This window comes from Streptomyces sp. NPDC002537 (assembly GCF_053594975.1).
Window position 1 is genome coordinate 93,400 of the sequence record NZ_JBSFWT010000006.1, and the last position, 21,341, is coordinate 114,740.

Consider the following 21,341-nt stretch of genomic DNA (forward strand, 5'->3'; position numbering starts at 1 on the left):
CTGCCGGGCCGACGGCAGGGTGGTGCCCAGAGCGTAATGGGTCGGCGGGTGGGCCGGGCACGGGGCCGGGCACCGTCAGTGGTGGGCGGAGTCGAGGACGGCCTGGAGCCAGTCGGGCCGTCCGATCGGGGCACCGAGGCGTGCGGGCGGCAGCGCGAGCGTGTCGATCAGGGCAGGCAGGTGGGTGTGGACGTCGGCGAGCGCGCGGGGACGGGCATCGTGGACGAGCCGGCTCTCGTCAGGAGTCAGGTCGCCGTGTTCGAGGTGCCGGCCGAGATCCTCCTCGATGCTGTCCAGGCTCATGAGGTGTTGCAGGGCGGCCAGGGCAGGCTGGTCCGGGGAGCCTGCCAGGGCGTCGACCTGGTCCTGGAACCGTTCGAGAACGACCCTCTTGGTGTGGGCGACTGCAAGGTCGACGAGGCCGGGGAGCAGGGGGTTCCACACGGCGAACTCGTCGGGCGCCTGAAGGCGGGGGCCGCTGCCGGCGCCTGTGGTCCGGTCGAGCTGCCGTGCCAGATCCGTGTGAAGTCGGCGTTCGCGAAGACGGGCGAGGCCGACGGCGGTGCGCGGGTCGGCCACGTCGAGGGGGCCTGCCGGTGGCTCCGCTGCCGGCGGCAGGGGTTCGGCCAACAGCGACTTGCCGGCGTCGAGGTGGATGAGCAGGGTGTCGCCCGCGGCCGCGTGGAAGATCCGTGCGAGGTCCTCGTAGTCGGTGATGCGGTTCATGGACAACACGCCCTGTGCGCCGCAGCGTTGCCGGCATACGGCGGCGACCTGTTCCAGAGTGCGGGAGGTCCATGCCTTGGCCAGGGCTAGATCGCGGTGGGCCGCACTCCAGGGTGCCCAGGTGGGCGGGGTGTCGCCGACGGCCGTCGGCCCGCTGTGCGCCCCTCGTACGAAACGCTCGCGCTCCTCGTTGACCAGGAAGGTCGCGGCGTAGGCATGAGCGAGGGCGCTGTAGAGGGCCTCCTGCTGGGTGCGGTATTCCAGGACCGGCCGCTCGGGCGCGAGCCGCCCCATGGTGGTGCGCCCGCGGGCGTAGCGCAGTGCGATGGCGACGGCGGCCCGGGCGGCCGCGGCCTGGCCGGTGGCCGCGCTGACGGATGCGTGGGCGGAGGCCAGCAGGGAGCGGATCAGTCGGTGGTCGCTGCCGCCGAGGGGGTCCTCGAAGTGTCCGTCGTCGGTGATGTCCGCGCTGTCGCGCAGCCAGCCGTCGTAAGGAACCGGGGTGCCGTCGAAGCTGATGACGGCGTAGTCGAGCGGGACGAGGGAGGTGGGCGGAAGTGGTGTGATGCGGGCGCCGGGGGCCGTGGTGGCGCCGTGTCGCAGGCGGACGGCGAAGGGGAAGACGCCGTGCGCACGGTCGTCGACGAGCAGTCTGGCGTAGACCACGGCGATCCTGGACCGGCCGGGTGAGCCGGCCGGTGCCATGAACTTGGCCGCTTCGGGGCCGGGGGTGTGGAGGGTGAAGGTACGGCTGGTGTGGTGGTAGCGGGCTTCGGTCCCCGGAGCGAGGTGACTGCTGCCGCTGCCGAGTTCGGTGATGAGGATGCCGCCGACGGCGTCCATTCGGTCGAGGTCCTCGATGAGGGGTGCGAGGCTCTCGCCGGGCCGTCCGAGTTCGGCCAGGGTGCAGGTGACGACGGAGAAGTGGACCAGCGCCGTGAGGAAGAGGCCGGGATCGACCGTCGCGGCCCATTCGAGGGTGGTGAGCAGGCGGGACCGGTCGTGGTGCAGGGCGAGGCTTCCGCCCGCGTCGAGCCCGAGGGCGCGCAGCCTGCTGTACGTCTGCCCGTACCGGTCGTCGGCCGGGCCGGCAGGTGAACCGCGGTCGAAGCAGGGGCTGTCGAGCAGGCGGTCGAGGCGGGACAGCTGACGCAGCCGGTCGCCGTGCAGCAGGCGCCGCATCGAGGCCGGTCCGGACGGCTCCGGGGCGGGGTCCGTCACGGAGCGGCCTCTTGGGCTTCCGGGGAAACACGGAGCAGGTTCTCGGCCGGTGGGCCGGGCAGGACGTGACCGACGGTCCCGGACTGCGCGGCGGGGTGTGCCGAGCGCTCCAGGGTGCGCATGGCCTGGGCGTGTTCGATCGCGAAGATGTGTGCGGGGTCGAAGGCGTGCAGGCGCACTCGGCAGTTGACGCAGACACGGCCGCTCTGACGGATCGTCACCTCGGCTGCCAGTGGGATGCGATGGTCCTCGGGGGGTCCGGTGACCCGCAAGGTGCCGTCGAGTTCGGCGGGGAGCGGGAAGACGAACCTCTCGAAGTCGGTCTCCAGACCGTGCATCACGGCATAGCGGTCGCCCTGGCCGGGAAGGGGCGCGACGAGCTCCGGGACGGCCCAGGTGACGAGCTGCGTGCATGCCTCGATCAGCAGCATGCCGGGGACGTGCTGCTGATCAGCTGTGTGATCACGGATCATCTCGGTTTCGTTGGGGACGGTGAGGCGGGCACTGAAGCGGCCGTCGGCGGCTCGGGCGTCTCCGATGAGGACGTTGTCCTGGGCGTGCTTGAGCACGCGATGGCGTGGAACGGGTCTCGGGGGGTGGCGGTGGGTGGTGTCCGCGGGAACGGCATCGGCCTCGGGCATGCGCTCGCACAGATCGGCCCAGGTGTTCTCGTCGATTCCCAGTCCCGGCACCACAGTGGGCCGGGCATCGGGCTCCGGGACGTATCGCGCGAGCCGGTCGCGCAGTTGCCTGGCGGTGACGATCTGGGGATGGACGGTGGCGCGGGAGAAGGACTCCCCCACCACCCACAGGATCCGGGGTGTGGCCATGGTGTTCTCCTCAAGTGCGAGGCCGACAGGCGTGGTTGTGGCTCGCGGTCGGAACGGGTAAGGCGAACGGTGGCCCCGCGAGCTCGGCCCGTCCGCGCCGACGGGCCCGGAATCCGGTACGGCCGGAATCCGGTACCGCCGGGCCCGGGCGGGCCTGGGCGGGCCCGGGGCCTCATGTGGCCGCGAGGAGCGGGCTGCGCGCGGGTCTGGTGGTGCCGCTCCACGTCATGACCGTGCTGCCCCAGGTGAGTCCGGCGCCGAACGCGACCAGCAGCACCCGGTCACCCGCCTTGATCCGGCCCTCGGCCGCGGCGTGGGCCAGGCCGAACGGCAGTGATCCCGCGCCGATGTTCCCGACCTGGTCTCCGATCACCACCAGTCGGTCGGGATCGATGCCCAAGGACTCTCCCACGCCGCGCAGCAGGACCGGGTTCGGCTGATGCGTGACCACCACGTCCACGTGCCCCAGTGTCAGGCCCGCCTGTTCGAGGGCGGTCGTCACGGCCTTGGGAACGATGTCCACGATGAAGTCGCGGACGGCGCGCCCGTCCATGGCGATGTGGTGCCCCCCGTCGGCGAGTGTGGCGGCCGAGGCCGGGCGTCGGCTGCCGCCGGCCGGGATGAGGACGTCTCCGGCCCGGCGGCCGTCGGAGCCGAGGGCGATGGTCCCGAAACCCTCGCCGGCGGGTACGGGTCCCATGACGGTGGCCGCCGCTCCGTCGGCGAACAGCACGGCCGTGGGGCGGTCCGTGGCGTCGACGAACGGTGAGTAGACCTCGCAGCCCACGACCGCGGCGTACCGTGCGTCCGGGTCACCGAGGAGCCAGTCGCGCGCGACGCGCGTGGCGAAGAGCCAGCCCGAGCAGGCCGCGGAGACGTCGAAGGCCACGGCGTTCCGCGCGCCCAGCGACGCCTGTACCCGGCACGCCGTGGAGGGACCCAGTTCGTCGGGCGTGGAGGTGGCCAGGACCAGCAGGTCCAGCTGCTCGGCGGCGATACCGGCGCAGGCGAGCGCCTCGCGGACGGCCTCGGCGGCGAGGTCCGACGTCGCCTGGCCCGGTCCTCCGATGTGCCGCCGCCGCACGCCGGTACGTTCGAGAATCCACTCCGGGCTGATCCCGGCACGGGCTCCCACCTCGGCGTTTGTACGGACTGTCGGCGGAAGGAACGCGCCCGTCCCCAGAATTCCGATGCGGTGTTCCACGTTTGACTCCCCTTCAGCAGCCCGCCACGAAGAGTGGATCAGCAGCACGCCGCGCTCGCCACCCGGCTCATGCCGGATGCGGCCATCCGGGTCGGGCGCCCCGACCGGGCGGACCGTTGTGCGGCGCCCGGTGTCGCGCGGGGCAGGAGCCGCCGGTGCGGCTTCCCTCCTTCAGAGCTCTCGCGTTGCGAAGGTGCGCGGCCGAACACAGCATGGCTAGTTGTCGATAAAGAAACGCACATGCTGTGAGGTCGATGTGAGCTCCGACGCCTCTGGCGACGTCCGCCGCTCCGTTGTCGTCAGCCTCATCGGCACCACATTGGTCTGGTACGACTTCTTCCTGTACGTCAGCGCCTCCGTGCTGGTCTTCCACCACCGGTTCTTCCCCTACCTGACGCCCTTCGCCGGCACGCTCACGTCCGTGGGGCTCTACGGGGCCGGCCTCGTGGCCCGCCCGGTCGGCGGCGTGCTCTTCGGCCATCTCGGCGACCGGTACGGCAGACGCCCGGTCCTGGTGGCCACCCTGGTTCTCACCGGCGCCTCGACCGGGCTGATCGGCGTGCTGCCCGCGTACGACCGGATCGGGCTCGCCGCCCCGCTGCTGCTGGTGACGCTGCGCATGTCCCAGGGACTCGGCCTCGGAGGCGCGTGGGGAGCCGCGGCCGTCGTCTCGCTGGAGTGCGTCGCGCCGGAGCGCCGGGGGCGCGTCTCCAGCTGGGCCCAGACCGGGGCGCCGGCGGGAAATCTGCTGGCCTTCGGCATGATGACGGCCGTATCGGCACCGATGACGCCCGAACAGTTCCTGACCTGGGGCTGGCGGCTGCCGTTCCTGTTCTCGGCGGTGCTGGTGGCGGTCGGGCTGTGGGCCCGTATGCGCATCGAGGAGACCCCCGTCTTCCAGGCGCTGGCCTCGGCCGGTGCCTGCCGCGAACGGCCGGTCGTCGAGCTGGTGAAGGACCACCGGGGCAGCCTGCTGACCGCCGCGGCCGTGACCGTGGGCGCGGACGTCGTGCTCTTCACGTTCTCGTTCGGCTATGTCCTCACCTTCCTCAACGTCGCGGGAGTGCCCTTCACCGCCCTGCTGGCCCTCACGGTCCTCGGGCCACTGGCCCTGATCGCGCTGATCCCTCTCTTCGGCCTCCTGTCCGACCGCTACGGCCGACGGCGCGTCTGCCTGGCCGGCACGGCGGCCACAGCGGTGTGGGCTGCCGGGTTCGTTCCCCTGCTCCGCACCGGTTCGCTGCCGGTCCTGGTGGTCGCGTACCTGCTCGCGCTGGCGGCCTTCGCGGCGATGTACGCACCTCAGGCGGCCATCGTCGCCGGACTCTTCCCGAGCCACCTGAGACTCAGCGGCACCACGACCGGATACCAACTGGCCGGGCTCCTGGGCAGCACGCTCGCCGCCTTCCTGGCCACCCGGGCAGCCGGTTGGTTCAACACCCCCGCCGCCGTCCCCACCTATGCCCTCGTCGCGCTCCTGGTCAGCGGCGGGGCGCTCCTGATCGCTCGCCGTACCCCCGAAGGAGCAGGCACATGAAACGTCTCTGGCGGCTCCCGGTTGTCGTCGCGGCCGGCGCCCTCTTCACCGCACTCGCCCTCTACGACGTCTCGTCCGCCGGTGCGCCCACGGTGATCACCTGCGACAACACATGGACGATGAACTTCGATCCGCCCCTGACCACCACACCGCAGAACGGCGTGACGGCCAGGATCAGCGACCCCACCGGCGCACTGCGCGAGTGCACCGGCGATGCCGCCATGACCATGGGCGACTTCGTGGCCGAAGGCACCGGCAACAACGTGACCTGTACCGTCGGCAGCTACACGAACACACCCGGCACGCCGCAACGCGTCGACTGGGACGCCAAGGACAACCAGCCCACCAGCACCTACACCTGGAACATGACCCCCATCGGAGACCTGCTCAGCGCCCAGACCCCCCTCGACGGCGGGATCACCGAAGGCCGGTACCAGGGCGCCACCTGGACGATGGCCATCGACGCGCTCCGGTCCAGGATCAACCTCACCGACTGCGCCGGTCCCACCGGGCTGAAGTCCATCAGCGTCGCGGGCACCCTGGTCATCACCACCGCCGGATAGACCGGCCGCCCTCCGCATCACCCCCTGCCGGATGAAAGCGGGTTGGGCAGCATCGCCCATCGGTCGCCTCCCGGAGCCAGCCGCATCAGCGTCAGCGCCTTCGCCGGCAGCCGCTCCGCCCGGAGCACCCGCAGGTCCGCGGTCGGGGTGAGGTCCCGCGTGGCGGCCTCCAGGATCGTGCCCAGCGTCGGGGCGTCCCCGGCCAGCGGGCCCAGCGCGCCCGTGATCAGGCCGCCGAAGACCTTGCGGCGCAGGACGGACGGGTCGTCGTTCAGCAACCGGCCGGTGAGCGGCGGGGCCGGAAAGCCGTGCCGGATCAGCCGCTCCGGGCTGATCCGGATGTCGGCGAGATCGCGGTAGACCAGCCGCAGGGCCCGCCCTTCCGCGTCGACGACCGCGAGGAGATTCTGCCCGTGCGCCTCCAGGGCCACCCCCAGATCGAGCAGGTCCAGGCAGACGCCCAGGGCCAGGCGCGCGAACCCGATGGTCCTCTCCATCCGCTCCCGCGGGGCGTGGCAGGCGAAGAGCGCGGGCAGTTCGGCCACGGGCACGACCCGTTCCCCCGCACCGGCGTACGCATACGGCGACTCCCGCAGCATCGCGGCCAGGTCCGGCGTGCCCGCTCCCGCCGCCGCCAGCGTCCGCGCGATGTGCAGCCGCCCGCCCAGGCGGTCCGCCACCCGCTCGGCGACCTCGGAGGTGGCCAGGGCATGGTCCACCGAGTAGGCGGAGATGTCCCGGACGGCCGAGGTGAGCCGGACACTCAGCGCCGTCTTGACATGCAGATCCGGGCCGAGGGCGAGCGTCCGCAGCGCCAGCAGCGGATGGGCCTCCGGCCCGGGAAGCGCCGTGCGGCCTGCCAGGACGTGCGCGGCCTGCCAGGGATGCGCCGGGATCAACACGGCCGCACCGTCCCGGAGTTCCGACGGCCACGGACCCCGCACCGTGGCATCCGTCACGGGGACGAGCCGCAGGCCCACCACCGGCCGGTGTTCCGGCGCGTACGCCAGTTGTTCGGCGGCCGAGAAGCCCGGCCGGGACCGGCAGCCGGGATGGTACGGATGGCCGTCCGGCGACCGCTGCTCCCATTCCCACGGCGCCCCGGGAGGATCAGCGGGCCGGGGCGCCGTGCGCGACAGCGCCAAGGAGGCGACGCTGTGGTCGAGTTCGGCGGCGAAGCGCTCCCCGCCCGGCACGGCCAGGGCGGTCAGCAACCGGGCCGGGCGGTCGTACGGAACGCCGTCCAGTTCCACAGCGGCGACCGCCGTCCCCGTCGTCCAGGGATCCGACGGCGGACCGTGCAGCCGCCGCCCGTCGGCCAGCCGCAGCACGGGACCGCCGTCCCCGGCGGTACGGCCCGCGATCCAGGGCAGCGGCTCGTGGACCAGCCCGCGCCACAGCCGGGCCAGGATCGCCGCCCGCGCCCCGGGCAGGGCGGAACGGTACGCGACGGTCAACTCAGGGCGAATACTGTCCAGTTCCTTCGCGAGGTCCCGCTCGGTGTCGGTACGGCACACGCGCACGTCCTACCGCACTCGAACGCACTCCACACATACTGACGGTCGATGAATGCCTTCGCCCGGACAGCCGACGCACTGGCCGTCACGCCACTGCTCAACTGCCTGCTCCGAGAAACCGCCTTACCGGCCGGGGAACCGGCCGCCGGCCGCACCGTCCACCGCCTGCGTGCCGGCGGCCGACTGCTGCGCGTCCGCCCCGGCCGCTGGCCCTCCGCCCCCGAGCTGTGGACCGGCGGTACCTGGCACCCCCTGTGCCACTCCGACCTCGTCGACCTCGCCGTCCAGGAGATGCGCGCCGCCACCGGGCGCTCCAACGCCGCCCTGGCCGCCGAGATGGCCGCCAGCCGCGCGGCCGTCGAGGCGCTCCTCGCCGCCCGCGCCCGTACCGCCCCGCCCGACGACCTCTGGCTGCGCTCCGAGCAGTCCCTGGTCATGGGGCACCCCTACCACCCGGCCCCCAAGTCCCGCAGCGGAGGCGGTCCGCCCGGCGCCTGGCTGCGCTACGCGCCCGAGGCCCATGCCCGTTTCCCGCTCGTCCTGCTGGGCGTGCGCGAGGACGCGGTGATCGACGACGGCGACACCCGCGCCCTCGACGCCCTGGGGCACGTCCCGCCCGGCTACCGCCCGCTGCCCGTCCACCCCTGGCAGTTCGACCTCACCCACCGCCTGCCCGCCGTGCGCGCCGCCTTCGCCGAGGGCCGCCTCGTCCGGTCGGGCACCACGCCCTGGCGCGCTCGGGCCACGTCCTCGGTGCGCACGGTCCATGTCCCCGGGAGCCCCGAACGCCCCGGCGCGGACGGGGACCTGTTCCTGAAGTTCAGCCTGGAGGTGCAGATCACCAATGACGTCCGGCGGATCCGGCGGCATGAACTCCACGAGGTGCGCCGCACCGATCCGCTGGTCACCGCCGCCTTCCGGGCGATGGGCGGCCCCGCGGCCTGGCTGCGCGAACGCGGGTACCGTACGGTCCGCGGCCTCGACGAGACCTTCCCCGTCCTCGTCCGCGACGGCCTGGACGGCCATCTGCTCCCGGGTGCCACCGCCGTCCTGGCCGCCGCCCTCCCCGAGGGCTTCGACGGCAGCCCCCTCGACCGCCTCACCGACCCGCTGCGGTGGTGGTCGGCCTACCTGGCCCAGGTCGTCCCGCCCGTGCTGGAGGCGTACGCCCGGCACGACGTCGCGGTCGAGTGCCACCTCCAGAACACCCTGGTCGCCGTGGCCCCGGACGGCACACCCGTCCAGGCCGTCTTCCGCGACACCGAAGGCGCCAAGACCGTCCCCAGGACATCTCGCGAGGCGGCCTGGCAGCGCCTGGTGTACTGCCTCGTCGTCAACAACCTCACCGAGATCGCGAACACTCTCGCCCACCGCTTCCCCCCGTCCGCCGACGCGCTGTGGCCCGCCGCGCGGCGGGAGTTCGAACGCTACGACAAGGAGCGCGGCCTCCCGGAGACCGAGGCGCTCCTCGCCGCGCCGACGGTCCCGGGCAAGGCCAACCTCCTGTCCCGCTGGATCGACGCGGACGGCACCGAGCCACGCTATCTCCCCGTCCCCAACCCGCTGGCCGTGCGCCCGTGAACCGTCGGGGCGGGCCTTCCTCGGTCGTCAGTCGTCGAGCAGCCGCCATGCGGTGAGGGCGAGTCTGGCCCGTACCAGTCCGGTGGGCCCGGTGAGTTCGATGCCCAGGGTCCTGCCGATCTGTTCGAGCCGGCGGGCGACGCTGCTGTGGTGCAGGTGGAGAAGGTCGGCGGCCCGGCGCAGGGAGCCGACGGCGCAGTAGGTGTCCAGGGTCTCCAGATCTTCCGGGCTTTCGGCGATGCGGGCGATCGCGGTCACATCGGCGTTGCCTCGCGCGGCGTCCCGGGGTATCTCGGCCAGGAGCGCCAGCGCGCCCAAGTCGGCGTAGTGGAGGACCGGTTGGCGTGGAGTGGTGAAGCGGAGGGCGGTGCGGGCTTCCCGCCAGGACCGGTCGGGGCCTTCGGCGGCGCCGATGCCCGCGCGGACGCCTGCCGGGAACCGGGCCGGGTCCAGGGTCGTGGCGAGGATGACGCCCACATCGGCGATCAGTGCCGCCTTCACCGGGCGTGCCGGGCAGAGCAGGCCGCCGACCTGGTCGAGCGGAAGCTTCGACCGTACGGCGACGACGTGGACCGGCAGGTCGGCGGCGAAGCCCAGGAGCCGTAACGCCCTGGCCGTGGCCGCCTCGTCACCGCCGGCGCTTATCGCCAGTTCGACGAGGGCGGGGTCGGCCATGGTGGTGCGGGCCGGGCCGTACCGCTCGACGACCGCCGCGACGGCGATGGCGAGCCGGTCGAGGAGGACTTCGTCGAGCGGGTTGGGCGGGGCCGGGCGCTCCAGCCACACCGTGCCGATCTCCTCCTCGTCGAGTGTGACCGGCACCGTGGTGGACGCGGGTGCCGGCGGGGCGGAGGCCTCCCCGCCGCCGGGCGACATGCGGACCGCCCGCCCCGTGCCGTGGAGCCGGATCCCGGCCACGCACTCGGCCAGGCCCGCCGAGGCACGGCCGAGCGCCGGGAGATCCACCCGCCGGCGCATCAGTGTGTCGTAGAACGCGACGATGCGGATCGCGCCGTCGACGTACGGATCAAGTCCCGACAGCCGTACGGCCAGTGCCTCCATGGCAGAAGGATAGAAGGAAAGGAAGGAAAAGGGGCGCGCCGGCCGGTGCGCGATCGGGGTGGGATGTGCGACGGATGGCGGCTGACCCCGGGTGGTGGCGGGCGTGACGATGGCCGGTATGGATCCCGAACTCGAAGCATTCATCCCGCTGTTCCCCCGGGCCGACATGGCCGACCCGGTCGCCGCGCGTGAGAAGTTCGCCGGGCTGGCCGCCGCGGTGCCCGCACCGGACATCGCGGGCCTGGAGGTCGAGGACCGTACGGTGCCCGCCCGCCCGGACGTGCCGGTACGGATCTACCGCCCGCACCCGGCACAGGGCGCCGTCGTCTGGCTGCACGGCGGCGGATTCGTCATGGGTGATCTGGACACCGAACACCCGTGGGCCACCCGGATCGCCGACGGATCCGGCGCCGTGGTGATCTCGGTCGGCTACCGCCTGGCCCCCGAACACCCCTTCCCCGCCGCCCTGGACGACGTCCACGCCGTGCTGGCCTGGACGGCCGAGCACGCGGCCGAACTCGGCATCGACCCGGCACGCATCGCCGTCGGAGGCCACAGCGCCGGCGCGGGACTCGCGGCCGCAGCCGCCCTGCGGGCACGCGACCGGCAAGGACCACCGATCCACTTCCAGTTGCTCAACCAGCCCGGACTCGACGACCGGCAGGAAACATGGTCGGCACGCAACTTCACCGACACCCCCATGATGTACCGCGACAAGGCCACCCAACTGTGGCGGCTCTACCTGGGCCCCACACCCGCCACCCCGTACGCCGCCCCCGCACGGGCCACCGACCTCTCCGGCCTGCCACCCGCCTACATCGCCACCGCGGAATACTGCCCCAACCGCGACGAAGACATCCACTACGCACTGCGCCTGCTACAGGCGGGCGTACCGGTCGAACTCCACCAATGGCCCGGCACCTTCCACGGATCCCAGGCCATCCTGTCCGCCGAAGTGTCCCAGCGACAACTCGCCGAAATCTCCGCAGTCCTGCGCCGCGCCCTGGCCGAGTGAGATGGTCACGGCCGACCGGGCCCGCCATCCCCACGCCACGACCCACCGGATGAAAGATCACCACAGGAAGGAAGTCCCGGCATGACCGCCACCCCGATCGACCTCTTCGCGTCGTTCATCCGCTTTCAGCAGGACGGCCAGGTGCACGCCGAACCGCAGACCTTCGATCTCTCGCGGGACGGCTGGCAGTTGATGTCCTTCCATGTGGAGACCGACGCCAACGTCCACGCCGGCCATTGGGAGATCCACCCCGACGCGGACGAAGTCGTCTCCTGCCTCACCGGCGGGATACGCCTCTCCTTCCGACCGGAACAGCCGGGGGAAGGAGAGGAGGAGATCAAGCTGACGGCCGGAACCGCGGTCATCGTGCCGCGCGGGCGATGGCACCGCATCGCGTTGGACGCCCCCAGCGACATCCTGTCCGTCACCATGCCACGGGGAAGCCGTCTCGAGGAGCGGACCGAAGCCTAGGCCAGGCCGCCCCTCGACGCTCCTCCTCGTTACCCTCCTCGTCACTCCTCCTCGTTACCCTCCTCGTCACTCCTCCTCGTTCACGGCAACGGCCTCGCTCACTTCTTGAGCGGGGTCGTTTCCGCCACGAAGTCCAGCGGGTGGCGGACCGATTCCGGGCCGCGGACGCGGGTGCCGAAGACCACCAGCTCGCAGGCGCCTTCGGCGCGGCAGTCGACGGTGCGGCCGTCGATGCCGGTGAACGTCGCCGAAAGGGTGACCGTCTCGTCGACCTGACCGTCGTCGGTGGTCGCCGGCGGCCTGGTGCGGGGGCGGCAGCCGAAGGTGTCGGCGGAGCCGGTGGCGCACTCCATGATCAGTACGTGGTACTGCGGTTCGTAGCCCTGGCCCGTCGCGTGCACCGGCCGGCCGTCCACCAGGCCCTCGTCCGGGTCCACATCGAGGGTGGGCTGTGCCTCCAGGCGGCCCTGCGGGCGGAAGCTCAGCGGGACCGTGGTGAGCAGGGCCCCGGTGTTGTCGGTGAGCGCCAGGGAGCACGGGTTGTCGGACTGGGCCGTGCGGCAGTCGAAGGCCCCGGCTTTAGTGCCGAGTTGGGCGTACAGCTTCTTCGGCGAGGTCTGGTAGGTGCCGTCCGGGTACACGCGGAACTGGCGGCCGGTGGCGTCGTCACAGGTGGTCACGGATGCCGAGGGCCCGCACTGCTTGACCCAGACGCGTCCCCCGGGAGGGCCGCCCGTGATCGTGAACCGGACGATGTCGCCGTCGAGGATGGCGGTGGTGCGGTGCACGTTCAGCTGCGGACCGGTGGTGGTGACGGCCCGCGGGGCCGATGCCGCCCCCGGGGACAGCAGGTGCCATGGCTCCCAGCCGCCGCCCGGTGCCGACTGGTAGACCTCCCAGGTGCGGGGCCTGTTCCACTCGGGTGCCGTCAGACGGAGCCTTCCGTCCGGGAGTTGCTCCACGGCACTCGGCTGGCTCAGGCCCACGTTCGGGTCCGGGACCCGGCCCATGGACTGGACCGGGCCCCAGCCCTCGTCCGCGTTCCGCTGGTGCCGCAGTTGCATCGCGCTGCCGGTCCGTGAGCCCTCGGCGAAGGCGTCGATGCTTCCGTCCCGTTCCTTGAACAGCACGGCTCCACCGTGGTACGGCGACGGTGCGAGGCCGAAGGCGTCCGGTGTGCTCCAGCCGCCCTCACCACCGTCCTCCACCGTGTGACAGAACGAGCCGTAGTTGGAGAACAGCAGCTCCAGGTCGCCCGCCGAGTTCTCGACGGCCGCGATGGAGTAGCCCTTCGGGCCCACGGTCGCCGCGCTCACCCGCTGCCACGGCCCGTACGTGCCGCCCGGCGTGTCCTGCTCGCGGTGCCAGACGAAGGGCAGGCCCCGGGTCGCCGTGGCGTCGTAGAAGGGCTGGAACTGGGCTATGCGGCCGTCCGCACGGTCCACGGACACCGGGCTGTCGGACGCCGGACTGCTCGCCAGGCCCTTGGCACCGGGGTCCGTGGCACACGCGGCCTCGGCTCCGTCGGACCTGGCCGCGGCCGGTGCGGCCGCCACTGCGGGGGTCGTCGCGGCCCCGGCGCAGACGAGCGCCAGCGCCACCGCTCCGCGCACCAGCCTCCCGGCCCGTCCGTCCCGTGGCGTTCTTTGTCGTAATTCCATCCGCTCCCCACCCTTCTGATCGGCCCCATGGGGCAGGGGAGCATCTTCGTGGCGCACGGCGGCCGCTGCCAGCCCGTACTTTCGGCCAGGCATGCAAGCGGGTAACCCAAGGCGTGGGAGCGCGAAGGAGCCGGAACGGGGGCGCACGGTCGTGTACCGCGCCGTAGCCGCGCGGCATACAACAGACTCCCCCACAGGCCTGCCGCCGCAGGCCCGCCGTCGCCCCGCCGAGGAGTCAGCCATGTCCCGCGCACCCGCCGTCTTCCGCCCGTCACCGGCACGTGTCAGGACCGGGGTGGTGATGGCCGGAGCGGCGTGCATGGCCCTGCTGGCCGTACAGCCCGCCCGGGCGTCCGTCGCCGACGACAGCCTCCTCGCCCACGTGCCCCCGGCCATCCGCGGCTCCTGCTCCTCCGTGGCCGCTTCACAGCTCCCCTCTTCCGCCGTCGGCGCGGTCAGTTGCAAGCCCACGGGTGGCGCGCCGGTCGTCTATATGCAGTTCCCGGACACGTTCAGCATGCAGAACGCCTACGACAGCGACCTGAGCAACTATTCGTTCGGCTATACCAGCTGCGATGCGTCGACTCCGCTGAACGGCAAACAGCCTTACTCGGTCGCCGGACAGGAGGCCGGCAAGATGGCGTGCTACCGGGACAAGGACGGCAGCGGCAACGACATCGAGTGGACCAACAGCACCCTGTCCATTCTCTCGCTGACCAAGTCCTCCTCCCCGTACGACCAGTTGCTCCGATGGTGGCAGTCGGCGGGCCCGGTGTCGTGACGCCTTTCCTGAGGCGGGGCCGGCCGCCTCGCCTCACCCCGCCCTGCATACCTCCGGCGCGTTCTCCTTCAGGCCGAGCAGTCGGTAGTAGTTCTCCCCGAGGGCGATGTCGCGGAAGGCCCGGTCGTCCAGTGCCTTGTTGATCCGGCTGGTGACTTCGAGCTCCTGCTCATAGACGTGGTAGTCCTTGTCGCGCGAGGCCACGAAGTCGGTGCCGGGAATGACCCTGGTCGGATACCGGTCGAGGAACGCGGCGTACTTCTGCCTGACTCCCGGCTTGCTGAAGTAGTTGTCCTCCAGCACCCGCCAGCTGAGGTCCAGCGTGAGGTCGGGGTGCTCGTCCAGAAGCCTCTCCATGAGCCTGATATGCCGGTCGGGGTCCATGGTGGTGAGCTCCTTGGACAGGCCCATGTGCGCCCATACGATCTTGTTCCCCGGATACAGCCGAAGGGTCTCCTCCATCAGGTGGAGATACTTCGTCTGCTCCGCGTCGCTCCCGAGGTCCGAGTGGATGGTGATCGGAATCCCGCGGTCCCGCAGCACCTTCATGAACGGTGCCCAGTTCTTGATGTTCTCGCTCGTCGCGGGCGTGTGGTGGTTGGGGAACAGCGCCTGCTTGACGAGGTTCACCTCCCCCGCCCACCGGAACACCCCCGGGAACTCCTTGTCGTAGAGGGCGATTCCGGGCGGGACGGTCTCCGGGTGGTTCAGGTCCATAAAGGTCATGGAGACCGCGAGTTCGGGGTCCTTGGGCTTCGCCTCCACGTAATTCCCGGCGTTGGCGAAGTCGTTCTTCATGCTCGGCACCACGGGAGTGCCGGGACAGTCCAGGTAGTACGTGCAGGTGGAGTTCACCGGCAGCGTCTGCCCGATGCCGTACATGCTCGCGTGCCGGACACCGCTCTTGTGCAGATACCCGGTGAGTTCCTCGAACGGAATCGCCTGCCCGCCGAACGGGCGGAAGTGCAGATGGCTGTCGACCTGCGAGGTGTAGGGCTCCCTCGCCCGGTCGAAACACCCCGCGCCCGCCACCGCCGGACCCGCTCCCGCCGGGGAGGCGACGACGGCCACCGCCGTCAGTACCGCACCGGCCACGCCGAGGCGCCCGCTGATTCGTGATCTGCCGATGATGACCTCCGGTTGACACGGTCGTCTGTCGCGGCCCGGGAACCACAGCTGCCACTCCGTTGCGGCCGCACGGGCCCTGGAAGTGTGCCCGGGAAACGGGCCCCGCAGCCTTGCCGCAGGCGCCCGGCGGCGGAGCGAAGTTGTTCGACCGGTCACCCGGCCGCCGCCGCGCAGCACGTGGAGGCCACCGTGGATGCGGCCTTGCGCCACGCTTCTATACTGCCGGGTAACCAGCATTCCTTTACGTCAAGTTGAACCTCACGCATCCCCCGAGCACCACAAACTGAAAGGACCGACCCTTCATGATGCGCATCCGCAGAGCGGCCTGTACCGCCGGCCTGGTGTCCGTGCTACTGGTCGGCGGTTCGCAATTACCTGCGACCGCGTCCCCGGCGCCGACCTCCAAGTCCCTCGGGACGTGTACGGAGCGGGCAGGCGTGGAGGTGTTCCGGGAGGGCGGCGTACCGCTGCTCGACTGGCGGGAGAACCTGGAGTTCGACGGGCGTGGCACGCTCTGGGTCTCGCACCTCACCAAGAACCGGGTCGAGGGATACGCCCCGGACGGAACGCTCAAGGCCAGTTTCCCCGTGAACGGCCCCGGCGGAATCCGGCGTGGTCCGGACGGAATGATGTACGTCAATTTCGGCGTGAATCCGCTGACGTCCTGGGCCTCGGGCGGCGGCATCATGCGGTTCGATCCGACCGCCGCCGCTCCGAAGGCCGAGAAGGCCGTGGACGGGCTGTCCGGCATCAACGGCCTGGCCATCGACACCGACGGCAACTTCTACGTCAGCCGTGAGCTGGCCACCGGCATCCTCAAGATCCGGCCGGACGGCACAAAGGACGAGGAGTGGACGCGGGCGGCGAACGTCTTCGGCACCAACGGCCTGGAGATCGTCGGCGACCAACTGTACGCGAGCGTCCTCACCAGTACCGCGTCACCGGTCGTACGCGTCCCCCTGAACAATCCGGCGGGGCACACCACGGTCACCGAACTCAGCCCGAACCCGCTGAAGAGCAAGGCTCTCGACGACCTCACCTATTTCGAAGGCCATTTGGTGGTCGCCAGTTTCCGTGACGGCGAACTCATCCAGGTGGATCCGGCCACTGGCCGTTCCTGCGTCCTGGTGTCGGGGCTGCGTATGCCCACCAGTGTCCGGGTCGCCCGTGGCTTCGGCGACCACGACCCAAAGCGCGAACTGTTCGTGGTCGAGGCGTCCGGCCGCATCGTCAAGGTGACGGTCGGCTGACACGGGGCCGCGCGAGCTCGGCCACCCGTTGTACGCGGGGAATTGTTCCGACGCGACCATAGCCGACCGGGTGCGGCCGCGGATCGAGACCGCGAATTCGTTCCCGCCCCGATCAACCGATCGAGGTGCCGGGCAGCCGGGTCACGGTAATCCGTGACCCGGACCGGACCGGGACGTGCCACGGCAGCGCGGCTCCCGGCGTCCGCCTCTTGCTTTACGGCAGGCATGAGCAGCCGAATTGTGCTGGATTGATCCCGCCAAGGCTTGCCCAAAAATTCCCAAGTCGAGATACCCCCGATATCTGACGCCGTAAAACTTGTTAGGCAAGCCTTTCCTGCTCTAGGTTCTGCGCCAAGCCCGGCCAGGTGTCCCGGGCTCAGGACGTACGGGGCGCCCAGCCGCCACCCTCGACTCCCCCCACATGCCCTCCCCCCACCACCGGGCTTCATGGATCGCGAAGGATCTTCACCATGCGCAAAACCGGACTCACGGCCGCATCGGCAGTGGCCGCTTCCCTCCTCACGCTGGCCGGCTGCGGTTCGGCCACCAAGACCGACGACGCCGCGTCGCCCTCGGGCGACGGGCGGTCCCTGGCCGGTCAGTCGATCACCCTCTACAGCGGTCAGCACGAGCAGACCGTCAAGGCGCTGACCGCGGACTTCACGAAGCGCACCGGTGTCAAGGTCAGCCTCCGCTCCGGCGACGAGGCCGAACTGGCCAACCAGCTCCTCCAGGAGGGCTCCGCCTCCCCCGCCGACGTCTTCTACGCCGAGAACCCGCCCGCGCTGACCGTCCTGGAGAACAAGGGCCTGCTCGCCCCCGTCCAGGCCGGCACCCTCAAGGCCGTCCCCGCCGCGGACAGTTCCCCGAAGGGCGACTGGGTCGGCGTCTCCGCCCGCACCGCCGCCTTCCTCGCCGGCACCGGCAAGCCCGCCGACAGCGCCGCGCCCGCCTCCGTGCTCGACCTCGCCAAGCCCGAGTGGAAGGGCCGCCTCGGCATCGCGCCGAGCGAGACCGACTTCGCGCCGGTCGTCACCCGCGTCCTCAAGGCCAAGGGCGCCGACGCGACCAAGCAGTGGCTGCAGGGCCTCAAGGCCAACTCCAAGGTCTACGGCAGCAACGAGGACCTGTCCGCCGCGGTCAACAGCGGCGAGGTCGAGGGCGGCGTCATCGACGAGTACTACTGGTACCGGCTGCGCGACGAGAAGGGCGCCGCCAATACGCACAGCAAGCTGCACTACTTCGCCAAGAGCGACCCGGGCGCGCTGGTCGACGTCTCCGGCGCCGCCGCGCTGAAGGGCGGCAAGCACCAGGCCGCAGCCCAGGCCTTCCTCGCCTACCTGGTGGGCGCCCCCGCGCAGAACGTGATCGCCGACTCGGAGAGCTACGAGTACCCGCTGGTCACCGGCGTCCGCGGCAAGGCGGAACTGCCCGCGCTGGACAGCATCGGCACCGTCGCCGACGTCGCCCAGCTCGGCGACGGCAAGGAGGCCATGCAGCTGCTCCAGGACACCGGTCTGCTGCAGTGACCGTCCTGAACCGCCCCGCCGGTCCGTCACCGCTGCGGCGGTGGCGGACCGCCGGCCTGCTCGCGCCGCTCGCCCTGGCGACCGTCGCCGTGGTCGCCTCACCGCTGGCCTTCGTCGGCGGGCAAGCCGTCCAGGCCGGCTGGGGACAGGCCCGGCGGCTGCTCGGCCGCCCGCTGATCGCCACCCTTCTCTGGCACACCGTCGCCCTCGCGGCGGCCGTCACCCTGACCACCGCGGTGACCGGCTTCGGCGCCGCGTACCTGATCGAGCGGACCGACCTGCCAGGACGCCGCTGGTGGACCGTCGCGCTGGCACTCCCGCTCGCCGTGCCGGAGTTCGTCCGCGGCTACTCCTGGGTCTCGCTCTCCCGCTCCGTCCACGGGTACTGGGGCGCGGTGCTGGTGATGAGCTGCTCGCTGTATCCACTGGTCTTCCTGCCGGTCGCCGCGGCCCTGCGCCGCAGCGACGCCGCCGCCGAGGAGGTCTCCCGCAGCCTCGGCCGGGGACCGCTCGCCACGCTCTGGCGGGTCACCCTGCCGCTCACCCGGCCCGCCCTGGCCGGAGGCGTGCTGCTGGTCTCCCTCTACCTGCTCGGCGAGTACGGCGCGTTCGCGATGCTGCGCTACACCACCTTCGCCACCGCCATCTTCAACCAGTACAAGCTCGGCTTCGACGCCGCCTCGGCGTCCCTGCTCACGCTCGTGCTGGTCGCCCTCGCGCTGCTGCTGGTCGGTCTCGACGCCTGGGCGGGCCGGCACGGCCGGGTCGCCCGGCACGGGGCGGCCGGCCGCTCCTGCCCACCCGCGCGCCTCGGCCGCTGGACCCTGCCGGCGGTGACCGCGCTCACCGCCGTCACCGCCGTCTCCCTCGGGGTGCCGGTGTACGCCCTCGCGTACTGGCTGCTCAAGGGCAGCTCCACCACCCTCCCTTCGGCCTCCGTGCTGGACGCGACCCTCACCACTCTCGGCTACGCGCTCGGCGCCGCCGTGGTCGCCACCGCCGCCGCCGTCCCGGTCGCGCTCTACTCGTGGCGGCGCGGTACCCGGCTGGCGCGGGCGACCGAACGGACCGCGTACCTGACCCGGGCACTGCCCGGCATCGCCGTCGCCCTGTCCGTGGTCTACTTCGCCATCCGGTACGCGCAGCCGCTCTACCAGCAGCCGCCGCTGCTGGTGGCCGGGTACGTGATCCTGTTCTTCCCGCTCGCGCTGACCGCCGTCCGGGCCGCGCTCGCCCAGGTGCCGCCGGGCGTCGAGGAAGTCGCCCGCTCGCTCGGCACCCGGCCGCTCGCCGTTCTCGCCCGGGTCACCCTGCCGCTGGTGCTGCCCGGACTCGGTGCCGCCGTCGCCATGGTGGGTCTCACCGCGAGTACCGAGCTGACGGCCACCCTGCTGCTGCGGCCCACCGGCACCCAGACCCTGGCCACCCAGTTCTGGACGTACACCAGCGGCCTCGCCTACGGCGCCGCCGCCCCCTACGCCGCCCTGATGGTCGTCATGTCCGTACCCTCCGTCCTCCTGCTGACCCGCCGTACCCTCGGCGCGAACCGAACCGGTGATGCACGATGAGCGGCCTGTCCATCCAGCGTCTGTTCGCCTCCCACGGCCGCGAAGAGGTCCTGCGCGGCGTCGACCTCACCGTCGCCGACGGGACGCTCGCCTGTGTGCTCGGGCCCTCCGGCTGCGGGAAGAGCACCCTGCTGCGCACCATCGCCGGCTTCCATCCCGCCCACCGGGGGCAGGTCACCGTCCGCGGCCACGTGCTGGACGACGGAACCCGGCGGGTGGCACCCGAGCGGCGCCGTATCGGGTACGTCCCGCAGGACGGCGCGCTCTTCCCGCACCTGACCGTCGAGGCGAACATCGGCTTCGGCCTCCCGCGCCGCCGACGCCGCGAGCGTGTCGCGCAGTTGCTCGCCCTGGTCGGGCTCGACGGCTTCGAGCGGCGCCACCCCCACCAGCTCTCCGGCGGCCAGCAGCAACGTGTCGCCCTCGCCCGTGCACTCGCGCCCGATCCCGAACTGCTCCTGCTGGACGAGCCGTTCGCCGCACTCGACGCCGCGCTGCGGACCGATGTCCGGGCCGAGGTCGCCGCCGTGCTCCGGCAGACCGGTGCCACCGCGATCCTGGTCACCCACGACCAGGACGAGGCCATGTCCTTCGCCGACACTCTCGCGGTGATGCGGGACGGCCGGATCACCCAGACCGGCACCCCGCAGGACCTCTACCACCGGCCCGTCGACACCACCGTCGCCCGCCTCCTCGGAGAGGCCAACGTGATCCCGGCCGACTTCGACGGCGACCGTGCCGCCACCGCCTTCGGCCCCCTGCCCTGCACCACCGCCCCGCCCCCCACCGGCACGCGCCACGTGATGCTCCGGCCCCGCCAACTACGCCTGGCCGACGCTCCGGGACGCCCCGGCTCGGTCCCCGCCCGCGTCCTGCGCCACGACTTCCGCGGCCATGACCACCGGCTCGAGCTCGCCCCCGACCCCGACCCCGGCCACGACCCTGGCCCCGGCTTGCCCGGCACGCTCGTCGCCTATGTCGACACCGTCCCGCCGGACGTGGCCTCGACCGTCCACATCGAGGTCTCCGGCGCGGCCCACCCCGTCGCCGAACCGGACCGGACACCGGCCGCCGAGCCGGACTCCCTCGTCCACGCCGAGTAAACGGCGCGGGGCAGCCCCGCCCCGACCGGGGTGCGCGGGACAGGGCACGCGATCGTGGCGGGTTGTGTCCTGTCCCGCGCAGGGCCGTCGGCCGGAGCCTTCCACGGAAAGGGGAAGGCGAGCACAATCGGGCGCGACACGCTCTCACTTGGAGTCGACTCATGATTCCTTTCGGTGAACAGATCGCCGGGCCCTCATGACGGGCGCGCCGTCCCGGGCCGGTGTCCTGCACACCGCGGACGTGGCCGCCGTCCGGCACACGGCCGAGCCCGGTGTGTGCGCGGTCGTCGTCCTGCCGGTGGACGATCCGCCGTGGCTGCGCGATGTGGACGACGCCGTCGTGTCGGGGGCGCTGAGCATCCCACGGACCGTGCTGCCCGCCGTCACCCCGGGCGAGCTCGCCGACTGGGCCCGCGGTGTCACCGCCGCTCTGCCGCGGACCGTCGCCGCCCCACTCGTGGACGACATGGCCGCGATCGCCGCCCGGGTCGCCGGCCCGGACGCCCGGCGGCGGGTCATGGTGCGCGCGCTGCGAGACGACTTCCAGACCTTCCTTGTAGCAGTAATGCCCGAAGAGCTCGCGTGACATAAAAC

The 21,341-nt window shown here is 71.8% G+C and carries 18 protein-coding genes; 11 read left to right on the forward strand and 7 right to left on the reverse strand.

Features of this window, described 5'->3' with window-relative positions:
• Positions 1–75: 75 nt before the first annotated feature.
• The 3 genes from ACWD4A_RS04695 to ACWD4A_RS04705 all read right to left on the reverse strand — a co-directional run bounded on the left by ACWD4A_RS04695 (position 76) and on the right by ACWD4A_RS04705 (position 3,912).
• Complete coding sequence (locus ACWD4A_RS04695) at positions 76–1,947, reverse strand: acyl-CoA dehydrogenase family protein (protein WP_451189512.1); 1,872 nt, start codon at positions 1,945–1,947, stop codon at positions 76–78.
• Complete coding sequence (locus ACWD4A_RS04700) at positions 1,944–2,777, reverse strand: AfsA-related hotdog domain-containing protein (protein ID WP_451189514.1); 834 nt, start codon at positions 2,775–2,777, stop codon at positions 1,944–1,946. Before ACWD4A_RS04700 ends, ACWD4A_RS04695 begins: the two co-directional genes overlap by 4 nt.
• A 172-nt stretch (positions 2,778–2,949) precedes the next feature.
• A complete protein-coding gene (locus ACWD4A_RS04705) occupies positions 2,950–3,912 on the reverse strand; it encodes a 3-oxoacyl-ACP synthase III family protein (RefSeq protein ID WP_451189516.1) in 963 nt (320 codons plus the stop codon).
• A gap of 289 nt (positions 3,913–4,201) precedes the next feature.
• On the opposite strand from ACWD4A_RS04705, the gene ACWD4A_RS04710 reads away from it, so the two are divergent.
• Together ACWD4A_RS04710 and ACWD4A_RS04715 are read left to right on the forward strand one after the other, a co-directional pair.
• Positions 4,202–5,518 (forward strand): MFS transporter, encoded by a 1,317-nt coding sequence (locus tag ACWD4A_RS04710; RefSeq protein WP_451189518.1) that lies wholly within the window; start codon positions 4,202–4,204, stop codon positions 5,516–5,518.
• Positions 5,515–6,081, forward strand: coding sequence for a hypothetical protein (locus ACWD4A_RS04715; protein ID WP_451189519.1), 567 nt, complete (start codon positions 5,515–5,517; stop codon positions 6,079–6,081). Before ACWD4A_RS04710 ends, ACWD4A_RS04715 begins: the two co-directional genes overlap by 4 nt.
• Positions 6,082–6,098: 17 nt before the next feature.
• Here ACWD4A_RS04715 and ACWD4A_RS04720 read toward each other — a convergent pair whose 3' ends face one another.
• Positions 6,099–7,598, reverse strand: coding sequence for an IucA/IucC family protein (locus ACWD4A_RS04720; RefSeq protein ID WP_451189521.1), 1,500 nt, complete (start codon positions 7,596–7,598; stop codon positions 6,099–6,101).
• Positions 7,599–7,646: 48 nt separating this feature from the next.
• Between ACWD4A_RS04720 and ACWD4A_RS04725 the strand changes: the two genes are divergently transcribed.
• Positions 7,647–9,179 carry an IucA/IucC family protein gene (locus tag ACWD4A_RS04725; RefSeq protein WP_451189523.1) on the forward strand — a complete coding sequence of 511 codons (1,533 nt, stop codon included), beginning with the start codon at positions 7,647–7,649 and terminating at the stop codon, positions 9,177–9,179.
• Between the two features lie 27 nt (positions 9,180–9,206).
• Here the strand turns inward: ACWD4A_RS04725 and ACWD4A_RS04730 are convergent, their stop codons facing one another.
• Entirely contained in the window at positions 9,207–10,241 is a 1,035-nt protein-coding gene (locus tag ACWD4A_RS04730; protein WP_451189525.1) for a helix-turn-helix domain-containing protein, read from the reverse strand.
• Between the two features lie 118 nt (positions 10,242–10,359).
• Here ACWD4A_RS04730 and ACWD4A_RS04735 point away from each other — a divergent pair, with 118 nt between their 5' ends.
• Positions 10,360–11,256 carry an alpha/beta hydrolase gene (locus ACWD4A_RS04735; RefSeq protein WP_451189527.1) on the forward strand — a complete coding sequence of 299 codons (897 nt, stop codon included), beginning with the start codon at positions 10,360–10,362 and terminating at the stop codon, positions 11,254–11,256.
• An 81-nt stretch (positions 11,257–11,337) separates the two neighbouring features.
• Positions 11,338–11,727, forward strand: a complete 390-nt coding sequence (locus tag ACWD4A_RS04740) for a cupin (RefSeq protein ID WP_451189528.1) — start codon at positions 11,338–11,340, stop codon at positions 11,725–11,727.
• A 98-nt stretch (positions 11,728–11,825) separates the two neighbouring features.
• Here ACWD4A_RS04740 and ACWD4A_RS04745 read toward each other — a convergent pair whose 3' ends face one another.
• Positions 11,826–13,340, reverse strand: coding sequence for a neocarzinostatin apoprotein domain-containing protein (locus ACWD4A_RS04745; RefSeq protein WP_451189530.1), 1,515 nt, complete (start codon positions 13,338–13,340; stop codon positions 11,826–11,828).
• Positions 13,341–13,629: 289 nt separating this feature from the next.
• Here ACWD4A_RS04745 and ACWD4A_RS04750 point away from each other — a divergent pair, with 289 nt between their 5' ends.
• Positions 13,630–14,169 carry a hypothetical protein gene (locus ACWD4A_RS04750; RefSeq protein WP_451189532.1) on the forward strand — a complete coding sequence of 180 codons (540 nt, stop codon included), beginning with the start codon at positions 13,630–13,632 and terminating at the stop codon, positions 14,167–14,169.
• A gap of 33 nt (positions 14,170–14,202) precedes the next feature.
• Here the strand turns inward: ACWD4A_RS04750 and ACWD4A_RS04755 are convergent, their stop codons facing one another.
• Complete coding sequence (locus ACWD4A_RS04755; RefSeq protein WP_451189534.1) at positions 14,203–15,264, reverse strand: amidohydrolase family protein; 1,062 nt, start codon at positions 15,262–15,264, stop codon at positions 14,203–14,205.
• Positions 15,265–15,734: 470 nt separating this feature from the next.
• On the opposite strand from ACWD4A_RS04755, the gene ACWD4A_RS04760 reads away from it, so the two are divergent.
• The 5 genes from ACWD4A_RS04760 to ACWD4A_RS04780 all read left to right on the forward strand — a co-directional run bounded on the left by ACWD4A_RS04760 (position 15,735) and on the right by ACWD4A_RS04780 (position 21,333).
• Entirely contained in the window at positions 15,735–16,547 is an 813-nt protein-coding gene (locus tag ACWD4A_RS04760) for an SMP-30/gluconolactonase/LRE family protein (protein ID WP_451189536.1), read from the forward strand.
• A 470-nt stretch (positions 16,548–17,017) separates the two neighbouring features.
• Positions 17,018–18,076, forward strand: a complete 1,059-nt coding sequence (locus ACWD4A_RS04765; protein WP_451189537.1) for an iron ABC transporter substrate-binding protein — start codon at positions 17,018–17,020, stop codon at positions 18,074–18,076.
• Positions 18,073–19,644, forward strand: coding sequence for an ABC transporter permease (locus tag ACWD4A_RS04770; protein WP_451189539.1), 1,572 nt, complete (start codon positions 18,073–18,075; stop codon positions 19,642–19,644). Before ACWD4A_RS04765 ends, ACWD4A_RS04770 begins: the two co-directional genes overlap by 4 nt.
• The gene (locus ACWD4A_RS04775; protein WP_451189541.1) at positions 19,641–20,747 is read left to right on the forward strand and encodes an ABC transporter ATP-binding protein; all 1,107 of its coding nucleotides are present in this window, start codon (positions 19,641–19,643) and stop codon (positions 20,745–20,747) included. Before ACWD4A_RS04770 ends, ACWD4A_RS04775 begins: the two co-directional genes overlap by 4 nt.
• Positions 20,748–20,943: 196 nt before the next feature.
• Entirely contained in the window at positions 20,944–21,333 is a 390-nt protein-coding gene (locus tag ACWD4A_RS04780) for a hypothetical protein (RefSeq protein ID WP_451189543.1), read from the forward strand.
• The last annotated feature ends 8 nt before the right edge of the window (positions 21,334–21,341 follow it).

Coding starts and splice junctions, on each gene's coding strand:
- ACWD4A_RS04740 (WP_451189528.1), top strand. CDS start 11,338: ATGACCGCCACCCCGATCGACCTCTTCGCGTCGTTCATCCGCTTTCAG.
- ACWD4A_RS04725 (WP_451189523.1), top strand. CDS start 7,647: ATGAATGCCTTCGCCCGGACAGCCGACGCACTGGCCGTCACGCCACTG.
- ACWD4A_RS04715 (WP_451189519.1), top strand. CDS start 5,515: ATGAAACGTCTCTGGCGGCTCCCGGTTGTCGTCGCGGCCGGCGCCCTC.
- ACWD4A_RS04765 (WP_451189537.1), top strand. CDS start 17,018: ATGCGCAAAACCGGACTCACGGCCGCATCGGCAGTGGCCGCTTCCCTC.
- ACWD4A_RS04700 (WP_451189514.1), bottom strand. CDS start 2,777: ATGGCCACACCCCGGATCCTGTGGGTGGTGGGGGAGTCCTTCTCCCGC.
- ACWD4A_RS04780 (WP_451189543.1), top strand. CDS start 20,944: ATGACGGGCGCGCCGTCCCGGGCCGGTGTCCTGCACACCGCGGACGTG.
- ACWD4A_RS04735 (WP_451189527.1), top strand. CDS start 10,360: ATGGATCCCGAACTCGAAGCATTCATCCCGCTGTTCCCCCGGGCCGAC.
- ACWD4A_RS04730 (WP_451189525.1), bottom strand. CDS start 10,241: ATGGAGGCACTGGCCGTACGGCTGTCGGGACTTGATCCGTACGTCGAC.
- ACWD4A_RS04775 (WP_451189541.1), top strand. CDS start 19,641: ATGAGCGGCCTGTCCATCCAGCGTCTGTTCGCCTCCCACGGCCGCGAA.
- ACWD4A_RS04750 (WP_451189532.1), top strand. CDS start 13,630: ATGTCCCGCGCACCCGCCGTCTTCCGCCCGTCACCGGCACGTGTCAGG.